16 protein-coding genes and 1 pseudogene are annotated in these 15,210 nt (G+C 36.0%); 7 read left to right on the forward strand and 10 right to left on the reverse strand.

The window, feature by feature from the left end:
• The 3 genes and pseudogenes from AN34_RS10265 to AN34_RS10275 all read right to left on the reverse strand — a co-directional run.
• Positions 1-422, reverse strand: a pseudogene (locus AN34_RS10265) (OmpA family protein); the annotation flags it as partial.
• A gap of 234 nt (positions 423-656) precedes the next feature.
• Positions 657-1,187, reverse strand: coding sequence for an RNA methyltransferase (locus AN34_RS10270; protein ID WP_029284995.1), 531 nt, complete (start codon positions 1,185-1,187; stop codon positions 657-659).
• Between the two features lie 60 nt (positions 1,188-1,247).
• On the reverse strand, positions 1,248-2,399 hold the full coding sequence (locus tag AN34_RS10275) for a galactokinase (RefSeq protein WP_029284997.1): 1,152 nt from the start codon (positions 2,397-2,399) through the stop codon (positions 1,248-1,250).
• A gap of 77 nt (positions 2,400-2,476) precedes the next feature.
• Here AN34_RS10275 and AN34_RS10280 point away from each other — a divergent pair, with 77 nt between their 5' ends.
• Positions 2,477-3,523, forward strand: coding sequence for an aldose epimerase family protein (locus AN34_RS10280; RefSeq protein WP_029284999.1), 1,047 nt, complete (start codon positions 2,477-2,479; stop codon positions 3,521-3,523).
• A gap of 3 nt (positions 3,524-3,526) precedes the next feature.
• The gene (locus AN34_RS10285) at positions 3,527-3,922 is read left to right on the forward strand and encodes a DUF1398 domain-containing protein (protein ID WP_029285001.1); all 396 of its coding nucleotides are present in this window, start codon (positions 3,527-3,529) and stop codon (positions 3,920-3,922) included.
• Positions 3,923-3,968: 46 nt separating this feature from the next.
• Here the strand turns inward: AN34_RS10285 and AN34_RS10290 are convergent, their stop codons facing one another.
• Genes AN34_RS10290 through ribD form a run of 4 tightly spaced genes read right to left on the reverse strand, consistent with a single transcriptional unit; the run spans position 3,969 to position 7,373 of the window.
• Positions 3,969-4,829 carry a nucleoside phosphorylase gene (locus tag AN34_RS10290; RefSeq protein ID WP_029285003.1) on the reverse strand — a complete coding sequence of 287 codons (861 nt, stop codon included), beginning with the start codon at positions 4,827-4,829 and terminating at the stop codon, positions 3,969-3,971.
• Between the two features lie 24 nt (positions 4,830-4,853).
• Positions 4,854-5,468 carry a YigZ family protein gene (locus tag AN34_RS10295; protein WP_029285005.1) on the reverse strand — a complete coding sequence of 205 codons (615 nt, stop codon included), beginning with the start codon at positions 5,466-5,468 and terminating at the stop codon, positions 4,854-4,856.
• Entirely contained in the window at positions 5,455-6,321 is an 867-nt protein-coding gene (locus AN34_RS10300; RefSeq protein WP_029285007.1) for a DMT family transporter, read from the reverse strand. The genes AN34_RS10295 and AN34_RS10300 overlap by 14 nt, the downstream gene beginning before the upstream one ends.
• A complete protein-coding gene (ribD, locus tag AN34_RS10305; protein ID WP_029285009.1) occupies positions 6,318-7,373 on the reverse strand; it encodes a bifunctional diaminohydroxyphosphoribosylaminopyrimidine deaminase/5-amino-6-(5-phosphoribosylamino)uracil reductase RibD in 1,056 nt (351 codons plus the stop codon). The genes AN34_RS10300 and ribD overlap by 4 nt, the downstream gene beginning before the upstream one ends.
• 80 nt (positions 7,374-7,453) lie before the next feature.
• Between ribD and prmC the strand changes: the two genes are divergently transcribed.
• A complete protein-coding gene (prmC, locus tag AN34_RS10310; RefSeq protein WP_029285011.1) occupies positions 7,454-8,317 on the forward strand; it encodes a peptide chain release factor N(5)-glutamine methyltransferase in 864 nt (287 codons plus the stop codon).
• Here the strand turns inward: prmC and xerD are convergent.
• Positions 8,292-9,188, reverse strand: a complete 897-nt coding sequence (gene xerD / locus AN34_RS10315) for a site-specific tyrosine recombinase XerD (protein WP_029285013.1) — start codon at positions 9,186-9,188, stop codon at positions 8,292-8,294. The genes prmC and xerD overlap by 26 nt on opposite strands.
• A 193-nt stretch (positions 9,189-9,381) precedes the next feature.
• Here xerD and aroQ point away from each other — a divergent pair, with 193 nt between their 5' ends.
• Positions 9,382-9,804, forward strand: coding sequence for a type II 3-dehydroquinate dehydratase (gene aroQ, locus AN34_RS10320; protein WP_029285015.1), 423 nt, complete (start codon positions 9,382-9,384; stop codon positions 9,802-9,804).
• Positions 9,805-9,869: 65 nt separating this feature from the next.
• Here aroQ and AN34_RS10325 read toward each other — a convergent pair whose 3' ends face one another.
• Both AN34_RS10325 and AN34_RS10330 read right to left on the reverse strand, forming a co-directional pair.
• Positions 9,870-10,883, reverse strand: a complete 1,014-nt coding sequence (locus tag AN34_RS10325; RefSeq protein WP_029285017.1) for a glycosyltransferase family 2 protein — start codon at positions 10,881-10,883, stop codon at positions 9,870-9,872.
• Entirely contained in the window at positions 10,880-11,758 is an 879-nt protein-coding gene (locus AN34_RS10330) for a lysophospholipid acyltransferase family protein (protein WP_029285019.1), read from the reverse strand. Before AN34_RS10330 ends, AN34_RS10325 begins: the two co-directional genes overlap by 4 nt.
• Before the next feature lie 39 nt (positions 11,759-11,797).
• Here AN34_RS10330 and AN34_RS10335 point away from each other — a divergent pair, with 39 nt between their 5' ends.
• From AN34_RS10335 to mgtE, 3 genes are all read left to right on the forward strand, one after another.
• A complete protein-coding gene (locus AN34_RS10335; RefSeq protein ID WP_029285022.1) occupies positions 11,798-12,409 on the forward strand; it encodes a WbqC family protein in 612 nt (203 codons plus the stop codon).
• Positions 12,409-13,530 (forward strand): magnesium/cobalt transporter CorA, encoded by a 1,122-nt coding sequence (gene corA / locus AN34_RS10340; protein ID WP_029285024.1) that lies wholly within the window; start codon positions 12,409-12,411, stop codon positions 13,528-13,530. Before AN34_RS10335 ends, corA begins: the two co-directional genes overlap by 1 nt.
• 203 nt (positions 13,531-13,733) lie before the next feature.
• Positions 13,734-15,083 (forward strand): magnesium transporter, encoded by a 1,350-nt coding sequence (gene mgtE, locus AN34_RS10345; RefSeq protein WP_029285026.1) that lies wholly within the window; start codon positions 13,734-13,736, stop codon positions 15,081-15,083.
• Positions 15,084-15,210 lie beyond the last annotated feature (127 nt).

A 15,210-nucleotide genomic window follows, 5' to 3' on the forward strand; every position in this document is an offset into this window, starting at 1 on the left:
GCACCTGCTTTAATATAAGGAATTAATACAGCGTTTTCAGTATTTAAGCTGAAGTTAGCAATATTTAATACCGCTGTTAATGATCCAGCCCAATTGATGCTGTTTTTTTGTTCTACGTTAGGCGCTACGATAGTTTTCATTTCACCGCGTAAAAAGTCTGCTTGTAAGCCTAAAGCTGGTAAGATTTGTTTTTTAACGAAGGCACCATAACCGATACTTTTAAATTCTCGTGCGGTAACGCTTCCACCACCAAGAATAGTGTTTTGGCTGAATATACCACCTTGTGCACCTACACTCCAGGTTCTTAATGATTGTTTGCCAAATCTACCAGATGTAGTTGGCGTTGATTCTTGCGCAAACAATTGTGATGATAATCCCAATAATGCAATCAACATTGCTGATTTAGTAATTCTCGTATTCATTTCTTTATTTTTATAGTTGTTAAACAGCCTTTCTTATATTACTGTTTTGTCACTGCTAAGAAAAAACCTTGCCAAAGTTTATAAAATACATCAATTATCAATGAATCAGAAGATTAGGATGTAAAAATAAATACACAAAAATGTTACGCTATTATTAAGAACTAAGGATTAACCGTATAGTTTACTATACAGGTTTCGATTATGAAAGAATATATCTTCTTTAATAAGCTTAAATTAAAGCCTAAGTTTGGCAAAGAAATCCCAGAAAACAATTCCAGCTGAAATAACTATATTAAAGGAATGTTTAGTACCAAACTGAGGGATTTCAATGCACTCATCAATTTTACTCATTACTTCATCACTTACACCATCTACTTCATTTCCAAAAATTAAGGCGTACTTTTTATTTTGATCAGGGATAAAGGTATTGAGCATGGTACTGTTTTCTGCTTGTTCAATCGCCACAATTTCATAACCATTTATTTTTAAATCTTCCACCGCCGAAACAGCATCCGAATAATGAACCCAATCTACTGATTGGGTAGCACCAAGAGCTGTTTTTTCAATTTCACGATGTGGGGGTTGAGCTGTAATACCACATAATATAACTTTCTCCAGGGCGAAGCCATCTGCCGTACGAAATATTGAGCCTACATTGTGCATACTGCGAACATTATCCAAAACCACTACAACAGGCAACTTATCCTGTGCTTTAAACGCTTCAATATCCGGACGATTCAATTCGTCTAATTTTAATTTTCTCATGTTATATTTTGCCATGTATGGATATACACCTCATGGTCATTATTAATATTAAGTGATTATTTAAAGTTTTAGCGCTCCGTTACCAATTTCACTGATGTATATAGCAGCAGGATAACCAACCCGATTTACGTAGTAATCTGTCAATTTTTGAGCAAAATCTTCCTCGAAACCTTTTTCCAGCAATGCAATTGCGCAGCCGCCAAATCCAGCCCCAGTCATCCTGGCACCTATTACATGTTCATCTGTCAAACAATACTCTACAACTGCATCTAATTCTTTACCACTTACCTCATAAAGCACTTTTAATGATTGATGGGACGCATACATCAACCGGCCAAATTCTTTTAAATCACCATTATTCAAGGCTTTAGCTGCTAGATGAACGCGGTCATTTTCTTTAATGACATGAGTGGCACGGTTAAGTATTATTTCATCTTCAATCAAATGACTATGCAATGCTAATTTTTCAGAGGTGAGCTCACACAGGTGATGAAGGGTAATTTCTTTATTTAACAAAGCCAATGCGGTCTGGCATTCTGCAACACGTTCATTGTATTTAGAATCTGCCAGTTCTCTTGGCTTATTTGTGTTAATAATGGCTAAAACATAGTTTCCTAAATCTACATCAACCATTTTATATTTTAGTGTTTCACAATCCAATACGATAGCCTTATCTTTTTCGCCAAAGGCAACCGCAAACTGATCCATAATCCCGGAATTTAAACCAATGAAATCATTTTCTACGTGTTTAGCCATCTTCACCAGGTCAAGTTGATCATAACCTAGGTTGAAATAATCATTCAAAGCAAATGCAGTAGCAATTTCAATGGAAGCAGAAGATGACAGGCCAGAACCAATTGGAATATTACCGAAGAAAAGAAAGTCTAGTCCTGGAATTTCTTTGCCATCTTTAAGAAATTCATTAATAATACCAATGGGGTAGTTTGCCCAGTGGCTTCCATTTTTATCATGTGTTTTGGAAGCTTCAACGGTCAAGTTCTTTTCAAAATTTAAACTGTTCATGTTGTACTCACTATTATTGTTAGGTGAAATAGCCAGCCATGTACCTAATGTAATGGCGCAGGGCAACACCAAGCCACCATTATAATCAATGTGTTCACCTATCAGATTAACACGTCCTGGCGTAAAATAAACTGCATCAGGATTTTTATAGTATAGTTCAACAAATTTTTGTGTGAGTTCAATCTTCATTTGGCCAAAAATATTTTATTAAAAGCAACTAATAATGGTAAGTTTGTTTCATAAACAAAAGTCCTAAGTTACAATTTATGAGCGTTCAACAAATATCAACAGGTAAATTTATTGATGATGAAGAGGTCTTTGCCATCGAACTAACCAATAGCAAAGGCACTTACGTAAAGATATTCAACTATGGTGCAATCATTAATCAATTTATAGTAGAAAATATTCATGGCAAAAAGCAGGATATAGTACTTGGATTTGATACGTTTGAGCAGTACATGGATCCAGCATATTTAACTGAATATCCTTATTTAGGTGCGGTAATTGGCAGATATGCCAATCGGATTAAGGGTGGGAAATTTTCAGTTGGTAATGAACATTATCAGCTGGATTTGAACACAGATGATAGCACTTTACATGGTGGTTTAGTGGGTTTTGATAGAAAAGTTTGGGATATCGTCGACCTTGATGAAAACCTAAACGCAGTAACATTGCAATATGAAAGTATTGATGGTGAGGAGCATTTTCCTGGTAATTTAATTGTAGACCTAACTTTTGAATTGACAGAAAACAATGAACTTATTCTGAGTTATGAAGCTGAAACTGATGCACCAACTCCAATTAACTTAACACATCATGGTTATTTTAACTTAGCACCTGGCGGTGGAAATGTAAGCAAACATCAACAACAAATTTTTGCATCACATTATCTTGAGCAGGATCAAGGTTATTCGGTAACCGGAAAATTAATACCTGTTGTAGATACACCGCTTGATTTTACGATTATGAAAGAGATTGGCAAAGATTGGGATGAAAGCACTGGTTATGATCAATCCTTTGTGTTAGATAAAACATATGGTGATCTTTCTTTAGCCAGTAAAACAATAGAAGCAAACAGCGGTTTAACTTTAAGCGTGTACACTACAGAACCAATTGCACACTTATATACTGCTAAATACTTGGATGTGAAAAATGGAAAGGGTGGAAGGGACTATGTGGGTTTTGATGCCTTTTGTGTAGAAACACAGCACCATCCAAATGCAGTTAATATTTCTGAATTTCCAAATACCATTCTTCAACCCGAAGATTTGTACACGCAGACAACCATTTATAAAGTCTCATTAACCCAATAAATTATGTTTATTAAAGAAGATATTCAGAAAGCGGAATCGAAAATCACTAATGGCTCAGATTTTCCTCGGTTTATAAAGGAAATTAAAGCAATGGGCGTCATTAGAAATGATGTGTATGTTTCAAATGGCTTGTCTGCTTATTTCGATAGTGAAAATCAGGTGCTTCAGATGAGTCCGGATGAATATCCAGAATTGGTGGTTAATGAAGAATCTTCAGCAGAGAAATTAACACATGCCTTAGAAATTCATCAAAAAGGCGAAACAGACTATATTACCTTTTGTAAACAAGCTGCAGATGCCGGCGTTGAAAAGTGGATCACCGATCTGGAAGAAATGACCTGCACTTATCTGAATAGTGAAGGAGAAGAACTTTTAACAGAAAACATTTCCAAGATTTAATTGGCAATTTAACCCGCCTACGTTTTCAACTTAGGTGGGTTAAATTTTAAATTCTTTCTAATACCAATCTGATGGCCTGATCTACAATTTCATGTGGATCTTTGCTAAATTCCAATTTAACACGACTGGCTAAGATGGCATTAATGGATAGCGCTTTATGTCCTAGGACACGAGCAAGGGCATATATTCCCGCAGTTTCCATTTCAAGATTCGTAATGCGATGTTGTTTACTGCTAAAGCTATTAATCAGTTTAATAAAATCAGGAACCGCATTTTTTGCCCTGACCATTCTTCCCTGAGGGGCATAGAAGCCTGGTGCTGTTACCGTAATTCCCTTTGGTAAATCTTTTCCAATGGTATTCAATAATGATTCATCTGCAGCAGTTAAATATGGATGAATATGATTTAAATGCCCGAAGTGTGATTGAACGGCAGCCAATAAATCATTTTCTTCTGCTGATGGTTTGCTAAGATAAAAATTCATCAATGCATCCATTCCCAAACCATGTGATGAAGCTAAAATTGTTCCCATAGGGATATCTGGCTGAACGGCTCCAGAGGTACCAACCCGGATAATATTAAGAGAAGTTAATGTCTTTTTCACCTCCCGTGTATCAAAATCAATATTCACTAAAGCATCCAGTTCATTGAAAACAATGTCAATATTATCTGTACCAATCCCTGTGGAAATAACGGTAATGCGTTTTTTACCTATATAGCCCGTATGGGTAATGAATTCACGCTTACCTTTTTTATATTCAATGCGATCAAAGTATTTACTTACATCACTTACACGATCAGGATCGCCAACGGTAATGATATTTTCGGCAATATCATCAGGCAATAAATTGAGATGGTAGATGCTTCCATCTGGATTAATAATTAAGTCGCTTTTTGCAATTTTCATATGTAATAAGTTTTACGCTGCCACTCAAATGGTTTGTAAATATTTAAGTTTTACCTGCTCAATTTTATCAAATCTACCTAAAACCTGATTCAAGTGAGACTTTCTTACCTCAAATTTTAAGTTGCATTGTGTATCAAACTGTTGTGCCAAAACTTGCAAATTTTCATCTTTTACCAGTTTCATAACATCATTCATTTGCAGGTAATCAAAGTATACCTCATAAACATCATTCACCGTTTTAGTAATAACCCTGCTTTCTTTAATTGCCTCTAAACTAGCGTTTTTATAAGCGTTGATTAAACCTGGCACCCCTAATAAAGTGCCACCAAAGTATCTTACCACCACGATTAAAATATTAGTCAGGTCTTCTGATAATAAGCAGTTTAAAATCGGCCTGCCTGCAGTACCTGATGGTTCGCCATCATCATTTATCCTAAATATGGAACGATCTGGTGTTAAACGATACGCATAACAGAAATGATTGGCTTTACCATGTTCTGCCTTAAGTTTTACAATAATAGGTTTAACTTCATCTTCCGATCGGATTGGATAAGCATAAGCCAAAAACTTACTTCCTTTATCACGGAAAATACCTTCTGCAGTATCTTCTATCGTTTTGTAAGAATCATCGAATAGCATTTTGCGATAATGTAATAAATATAACGGCCACTAGAGCCAAAAAGATACCTACGTAATTCAGCTTGCTTAATTTCTCTTTAAAAATGAAAATACCTATTAAGCTGCCCACCACAATTACTCCCATGTTCATCGCTGCAAATACGGTAGATGGGTTTTCAGCCATAGCCTTGTGTGCTTTCATATAAAATAGGATGTTCCCAAAATTAAAAAAGCCTAAAATAAGTCCGCAGGCCAAATTAACCAGTTGTAATTTGGTTTTCCTGGTGATGACCATAAAAATTACAATAGCCATTGATACCACAAAAGCCAAAGCAAATACCATAAAAAGCGAAGTAGTATAAGGTAAATCTTTATATAAAGCTATTTGCTTAAATAATACATCAATTACACCAAAACCAATAAACACTGCGATAGGATAAATCCAGTGCTTAGCTGTTGCTTCCTGATCAGATTTCCGGACAAAGGTTAATATGATAGCCAGGAAACCAATTGCTAATCCGATTAGTTTGTATTCGTTAAATCCCTCTTTAAAAATAAAATATGCAGCTAAAATGGGGATGAATAAGGATAAGCGTTGGGCAATATCGGTTTTGACTATACCTAATTTTTTTACAGATGCGGCGAGCACCAGAAAGATAGAGGGAAGCAATATGGCCAGCGCAATATAAATGGGCCATGGTGCAGATGTTGTAAGCAATTGCACATCTGGTTTAAAGAATAAAAAACAAAGTGATAATGCTGTGAAATAATTAACAGTCACCGCTTGAATAATATTAATCTGATACCGCTTAGCCAGCTTCAACAAAACAGCTACAGTTACGCTACAGATAACACTTAAAACAATGTATATCATTTCTTTAAATTATTTATATAAATAGAAAGTTTATCCTTTTCAATCTGGATTTGTTCAGTCAGGTTACCTTTAATAGAGGGTGAAGAAACGCCCTCACTCCAACTATCTGATGAAGTGAAAATTCGTGCTTCGTCCCAAAGACTGGCTTCCAGAAATTGCCGGAGGATTTGTGCACCTCCTTCAATAATGACAGATTGAATATCCATTAAATAGAGTTGGAAAGCTATTTTTTGAGCCAGATAAAAGTGCATATCTTCCATTTGGATGTAATGAATATGGTCGGTTACATCTGTTTTAATCTCATTGAAAATAATAGTTTTTGCTGCTGAGTTATAAATGTTATTTGATAGGGGTATTTGTAAATTCTTATCAATAACCAGGCGGATGGGGTTTTTCCCGGGTGACACTCTCGATGTAAGTTGAGGATTATCCATCAGTGCCGTTTGTTTCCCAATTAAGATTGCATCTTCTTCAGTTCGCCATTGATGCGCCAGTCGCTTAGCCAGGGCACCGCTAATCCATTTCTGATGACCATCATTTGTGGCAAAATAACCATTGGCTGTTTCTGCCCATTTTAAAATGATATAAGGTCTTTTTTGCTCAATTCTAGTGAAAAATCTTCTGTTGAAATATCTACATTCTGCATCTAAAACTCCGCTAACTACTTCAATGCCTGCATTTTTTAGCTTTTCTATTCCCTTACCATCCACTCCATCAAAGGGATCTCGATTACCGATAACCACTTTCTTAAGCTGGTGTTTTACAAACAAATCAGCACAGGGCGGTGTTTTTCCAAAATGAGCACAAGGTTCCAGGTTCACATAAGCTGTAGCTCGCTTAAATAAATGCTCGGCTTCAGCTCCAAATCTTTCTATCACCTGGCGTACCGCATTGGGTTCTGCATGCGCCTGACCATATTGCTGGTGGTATCCTTCACCTATAATCTTTCCATCAACAACTATAACACAACCTACCATAGGATTGGGATTAACATTCCCTATAGCAAGTGCCGCTAACTCCAAACATCTTTTTAGGTAAAACTCATCGCTCATTGTGGCAAAAGTAGTAAAAATGAATGATCGATTAAATGAATGTATAAATGTTATGGTTGCAATTAAGTAATTTTACAACAATGAAAATAGAAGCGTTAGCAGCACAATATAAAATTGAACTGGAATCTATGTATGGAGGCGATGAAGCAGAAGTTTTATTCAGTTTAGCTGCTGAACATGTTTTAGGACTTTCACCTACCAGGCTAAAAATGGTTAAGGATACTTTAATCAGCTTTATTGATCTTCAAAAATTATTAAACATTCTTAATGATCTAAAAACTGGCAAACCGATACAACATATTCTTGGGGCAGCACATTTTTATGGAGGTATATTTGAAGTGAATAACCATGTTTTAATTCCCCGCCCAGAAACAGAGGAATTGGTAGATTGGATTATTCAGGATTATAAGTTATCACAAATACATCATGCAAACCTACTTGACGTTGGTACGGGATCTGGCTGTATCCCGATTTCTTTAAAAAAACACTTACCTGATTTTGAAGTTTTTTCTATTGATGTTTCAGCTGAAGCACTTGAAGTTGCACATAGAAATGCACAAACACTTCAAGTTGAAGTTGAATTGATCAAGGCCGATATATTAACTTACCAGACCGATCTTAAATTTGATGTGATAGTGAGTAATCCTCCATATATCAGGGAATTAGAGAAGCTTGAAATGCATGAAAATGTATTAATGCACGAGCCTCACCTGGCTTTATTTGTAAGTAATGATAATCCTTTAGTTTTTTATGAGGCCATTGCTGATTTGGGTATCAGAAATTTAAAGCCTGATGGCTCATTGTATTTTGAGATTAATGAATATCTATCTACAGAAACAGTAGATATGTTAAGGGTTAAAGGATTCAACAGCATTATTTTAAAAAAAGATATGCAGGGAAAAGAACGGATGATTAGGGCTACGATCTCGGATGAAACTGAGTAATTACCTCGTGCAAATAATCCCGGTCAATGTGGGTGTAAATTTCAGTGGTAGTAATGCTGGAATGTCCAAGCATTTCCTGTACAGCCCTTAAATCTGCACCACCTTCTATTAAGTGTGTAGCGAAAGAGTGTCTAAGTGTATGCGGACTAATCGTTTTCTTTAAACCGATGGTTACAGCCAATCCTTTAATCAGATTAAAAATGGATATCCTGGAAAGTTTGGCACCAAAACGGTTTAAAAAAATATAATCTTCATTTCCTTTTTTAATTTTCATATGCACCCTGATTTGAGTCATATAAATATCCAGCAGTTTCAAGGCAACCCCTCCAATAGGCACTAACCTTTCTTTATTTCCTTTTCCTAAAACTTTAATAAATTCTATTTGCGGATAAAGATTAGATATTTTTAATTCTGTTAACTCAGTTACCCGTAAACCACAACCATACAATACTTCTATTATGGCCTTATTGCGCATCCCCTCTGGTTTAGATGCGTCTATAGCATCAATCAGTTCATTAATTTCATGGATATTCAGTGTATCCGGAAGTTTTCTAGTTAGTTTTGGTGCGTCAATTAAGTCCGCTGGATTATTGCTAATCAGCTCTTCTAGAATGAGGTAAGTAAAAAAAGCTTTTAACCCCGAAATTACCCTGGCTTGCGTACTGGCCAGCATCCCCAATTCATTTAACCATGATAAAAAGGATTTCAGATCTGCCGTGGTAATTTCATTTAAACCTGGTTCATGGTTGACAGATTTATAGTACTGTGCCAGTTTATCTATATCACCGAGATATGCTGCGACGGAATTTCCTGAAAGCGATCTTTCTAGTTTTAAATAAGATCTGAAACCTTTAATATATGAATCCCACACAGTGTATAAATTTAATGGATTTGAAAATTGAAATGATACTCCATTTAAGATCCAAAGATAGGATGAATTGCTGGAGTCATCGTATTCAATATAATATAATGAATAATTTTATAAGGATTCCGTATAATTGCAATACACTAGGTGTGGGACATAAATAATATTAGTTTCACAAGCCCCACCAGATAATATCAGCATGAAAGTACAAATTATAAATGGCCCGAATTTAAATCTACTAGGTGTTAGAGAACCATCTATTTACGGGAATACCAGTATTGAAGATTATGTTAAAGAATTAAAAGCGCTTTACCCAAACATAGAAATTGATTATTACCAGAGTAATGTAGAAGGGGAATTAATTAATAAGCTTCATGAAATTGGATTTAGCTATGACGGAATCATATTAAATGCTGGTGGCTACACGCATACATCGGTTGCTCTGGCAGATGCTATTGCCGCTATTAAAACGCCAGTTGTTGAAGTACATATCTCTAACATTTATGCCAGAGAAGAATACCGGCATATCTCTTTAACAGGAAAAAATTGCCAGGGTGTATTAACAGGTTTTGGAATGGATGGCTATCGTTTGGCAATGGAAAGTTTAATCTTTAAAAAGTAATTCTCCTTGAGTTAAAGAGTAATTTTTCACTTTGCCTGATAGGTGTTTCTTCATCTATTTTACTGCTAATCTAATTTTGAAAACGATCTGATTTTTTTAATAAAAAAAGCCCAAACCACACTTTTATTGTAAACACCCGCATGTTTTATATAAGGGGTTTGATTGGTTTTTCGCTTCTTATTGGTTTTGGAAATTGATTTGATAAAATGCCAGTGTCCTTTACTTACCGCCAAGGTAAATTTAGGCTTTCCGCTGAGTAAAAAGTGCCACCACGCGATAAAATCAATACACATCCGAATTGAAATCCTAAAAATGGCATCAGCAGCAGGGAGGTTTTTCTGCATGATAATCAGGTTATTTCGGAAGTTGAGGTAAGTTTTAAATGGATTTTCTGTTTGTAAAGTACCACCACCAACGTGATAAACTTCAGTATCAGGACAGTACATGATCTTATAGCCCAGGTTTTTTAACCTCCAGCATAAATCAATTTCTTCCATATGCGCAAAAAGGTCAGCATCTAGTCCACCCGTTTCTTTCCAGTACTTGCTTTTAATAAAAAACGCAGCACCGCTGGCCCAAAATACTTCCGAAAGTTGATCATACTGCCCGTGGTCGAATTCATAAACATTAAATAACCGGCCACGGCAAAATGGATAGGCATAAATATCGAGGTAACCACCTGCTGCGCCAGCATATTCAAACTGTTCTTTATTCAGTTGCCATTTAATTTTAGGTTGTGCTGCCGCAATTTTTACATCACTTTCCATTAAGGTAATTATCGGTTTAATCCAGTTGGGCGTAACTTCAACATCAGAATTTAAAAGGATGTAATAATTTGCTGACACCCGCTCTAAAACTTTATTGTAGCCCCCTGCAAAGCCATAATTAATATCATTTTTTATGACTTGGACAGATGGAAAATGTGTTTCTAAAAAGGAGATGGAATCGTCAGTAGAAGCATTATCACCCACAATTACCTGCAGGTTATCATATTCAGATCGTAAAACTCCAGGCAAAAATTGTTCTAGAAAAGCTTTTCCATTCCAGTTTAATATTACAATGGCTACTGAGGGATTCATTGGCATTCGGGTTTAAATTTCCAGCGTTTATGGCTCCAAAGCCAATATTGAGGCTGTTCTTTAATAATATCTTCTAAAAATTTAAAGTGCAGGTTGGTAATTTCATAATCTTTCATTACCGAGGGGTTTGAGCACATAGGCAGCACTTCTACATGGTAATAACCTTTTTTAACAACGGTCACCTTGAAATAATAAATAGGCCTGTTGGTAGATTTGGCTATTTTTTCTACACCCAACAAGGCAGCTGTAGGCTGATGCAAAAAATCGAGGAAATATTTGGTTTCTACAAGTGAGGGCGCCTGATCACTGGCAAAACACAAGAGGGTAGGTTCAGATCTATAGCTGGCTATCCCCCTTAAGGTTTGACGCATGGCAATAAAAACATTACCATATTGTGTACGGATCCTGGTAAACCATGATTCGAATATTTTGTTGCTCATGGGCTTGAAAATTACAAGCGTTTTTGCTGAAAGGCTTAATCCCAATGCTAGTGTGCCTAATTCCCAGTTTCCATAATGACCTGTACAAGCCAAAATACTTTCTCCGGCCTTAAAATGAATTTCCAATTGTTCTAAGCCATTAAAAGTGACTCTTTTTAGTGTTTCCTTCTTGGAAATAGTGGTCATTTTTATAATTTCAAAAATGAGCTCGGATAAAAAGCGAAAGAATTTTTTTTCAATTTCAATAATTTCTGAGGATGATTTTTCGGGAAATGACTGTGTTAAATTTCCACGAACTACTTTTTTTCGATAGCCAATGATGTAATAAAGCAGATAATATAGTAATCTTGCAAAAAAAAAGAGCAGGGGTAGAGGCAGCAGTGAAATCAGGAATAAAAAAAATACGCCTATATGCGCAAATCCTCTTTTAATCATTATTTTTAAAACGTTTCAGCTACAAACATAAATTTTCAAATGCAGAATACAGCTATACTTCCATTATTTTATCTTCCACCAGTTGGCTATTTTAGTTTGCTACAAAAAGTGGGACAAGATTTTCTGATTGAAAAAAACGAACACCTGGCGAAACAAACCTACCGCAACCGGGCCAGTATTTACTCGCCCAATGGAAAGCTAGACTTAACTGTTCCAATAGTAAAAGGGGCTAAAAACCATACTAAAGTGAAGGATGTACGCATCAGCTATGATTTTAAATGGCAGCGTTTGCACTGGCTCAGTTTAGAAACCTGCTATCGAAGTTCAGCCTACTTTGAATTTTATGAAGATGAGTTAGCGCGTTTCTATCATGAAAAATTTGATTTTCTTTTTGATTATAATTTAGAATTACTGACCTGGTTAGGGAAGAAGCTGAAACTTCCTATCGAATTTAACGTTACTTCAACATATCAGGATGATATTCCGGCTGAATTGGATTACCGTGGCATGATGAGTCCAAAGAAAGCTGAAGAGCATGCAAACAATAAGCACTATTATCAGGTTTTTGAAGACAGGCACGAGTTTTTACCTAATTTAAGTATTGTAGACTTGCTATTTAATCAAGGTCCGCAGGCCAAATTGTATCTGTAATGGGAAAGAGCAAACCGCGTAATCGGCATAAACATTATAATGTACCTGTTCCGGGCACAAGTCCTGGTCGGTACGAGATAAATGACAATGCTTTAAAACCGAAAATAACGCTTCATACTTATAATGAGCAAACCTATAAAAAGGAGGAATTATCAGACATCAACAACATCGATCAGCTGGTTAAAAATGAAGATTTTTATTATTGGTTTGATATAAAAGGCCTGGCAGATCCAAATATTTTTGAAACACTTTTTAATAAATTTGATATCAGTCGTTTGGTTTTAGAAGATATCACTAACTCCTATCAGCGGCCAAAGCTGGATGAGTACGATAATGATAAATATTTATTTGCAGTAAGCCGGCATTTGTATTTAGGTGATGATGATGTTTTATGTAATGATCAGGTTTCCTTTATTTTATCTGAACGTACCCTTATTACTTTTCAGGAAACCTATGCAGATTGTTTTGAGCCTGTAAGAAAACGATTGGAAGTTGGTAAGGGCAATATCCGGATTGGTGGCAGCAGTTACCTGATGTATGCTATCATGGATGTGATCGTAGATAATTATTTTACCTTGCTTAATTTCTGGGGAGAGGGATTAGATGCGATTGAAGACCGCCTTTATGACCATCCTGACAGAAGAATCATGTATGATACACAGGCCATTAAACGATCACTGATTACCATTAGGAAGGTGGCCTGGCCAGAGCGTGATAAACTAAACGATATTATCAGAACAGATAGTTCCTTAATTTCAGATCTGACGAAAACTTACATGAAGGATGCTTACGATCATTGCATCCAGATTATTGATTTTATAGAATCATTGAAAGAGATTGCCTCGGCAAATATTGATATGAATTTGTCCATCACCAGTAACCGGATGAATGAAATTATGAAAGTACTAACCATTATCTCTTCTATTTTTATCCCTTTGACTTTTATCGCTGGTATCTACGGAATGAACTTTAGTCGTGAAGATCCGGTCACCGGAAAAATTCTTCCTCACAACATGCCAGAACTTTATAGTCCACATGGTTATTTATGGACTTGGGTGGTAATGGGCGTTATTGCATTGGCACAAATCATTTATTTCTGGCGCAAAGGTTGGTTTAAGTAATATCGTAATCTTTCTAATACGAATATATTATCATTTATGGCCTTAATGGATAAACATTTCGATTCTGTTGCTCATTTCAATACCGCTGTATAAGTGAAGATTAAAAAGTTAAAACCTTCAGTTTGTCTATTAAATGATAGGCATAAGAATAGGTTTTAAAAACTTTTTATTAGTAGCTTTAGAAAGTTTTAGGTTAGGTTATAATGCAGTCATTCGAAATTGATAAAAGCGACGTACTAAAGGTTAAAAATGCAATTTTAGCTGGTGATGAAATCTTGAAAGAGGTTTTAGATGATTATCATGCGTCGGAAATTGCTATACTATTTGAGCGTTTAGACAAATCTGAGCAACAGCATATTATTAACCTGCTCCCAGCAGAAATTGCGTCTGAGATTATCTCAGAAATGGATGAGGAATCTCACCCGGAGAATTTACTTTTTCAGCTACATCCGGATAAGCGTACTGAAGTAATTGAAGAATTAGATTACGATGATGCAACGGATATTATCTCGCAACTGGAAGATCATGAACAAAATGAAATTCTGGAAGATTTGCAGGATGAACATGCTTCTGAAATTAGAAATCTTTTAACTTACGACGAGAAAACGGCTGGTGGTTTAATGAACACCGAGCTGATTTGTGTTAATATTAACCTCACCAAGAAAGATGCAATTGATGAAATTATCCGTCAGAGTGAAGAGATGGAAGAATTTTACACGATTTATGTTGTAGATGATGAAGAAATTTTTAGAGGAATTGTTTCTTTAAAGGATATCATTAAAGCTAAACACAACGCTAAAATTACCGAGTTGGTTAAAATTGATGCCGTATATGTACATCCTGACACTGACCAGGAAGAGGTAGCCAATTTAATTTCTCAATATAACCTCACCAGTATTCCGGTAATTGATGCACATCAGAAATTATTAGGTCGTGTAACCTTCGATGATGTGATCGACGTGATGGAAGCAGAAAGTACTGAAGATATCTTAAAGATTTCGGGGGTATCAGAAGATGAAGAATTAAGTGGTAATTGGGTAGAGGCCATTAAATCTCGACTGCCATGGCTGGTGATTAATCTAGGTACTGCTTTCCTGGCTTCATCAGTGGTACGTTATTTTGATCCAACTATTCAGCTCATTCCATCACTGGCTGCCTACATGACAATTATTGCTGGAATGGGAGGGAACGCTGCTACACAGGCGCTGGCTGTTACTGTAAGACGTATTTCACTTTATGACCTGACGGATAAACAAGCCTATAGAACAGTATTAAAAGAATTTACGGTCGGCTTAATCAATGGCGCTGTAAATGGTTTAATTGTATTTGTTTTTGCCGTTTTCTTTGACGGAAATCCAATGCTGGGCGTAGTCATCTTCCTGGCTATGACGGGTAATTTGCTTATTGCTGGTATAACCGGGGCAGGCATTCCATTAATGTTGAAGCGTGTCGGGATAGATCCTGCAATTGCCTCTTCTATTATCATTACTACTTTTACAGATGTGTTTGGCTTTATGCTCATTTTAGGCCTGGCCAGTAAACTTTTATTATAGGTGATGTAGTTTTTACTTCAGCGATTTATATTCAAGGCCTAATTTTGGAAAGCTGGCAGATTTCAATTACTTCCAACTGAATCAAGGGGAGGGTTACTAATACAAAAAGCTTTGATAAATTAACATC

The organism is Pedobacter sp. R20-19 (assembly GCF_000708265.2).
GTDB lineage: Bacteria > Bacteroidota > Bacteroidia > Sphingobacteriales > Sphingobacteriaceae > Pedobacter.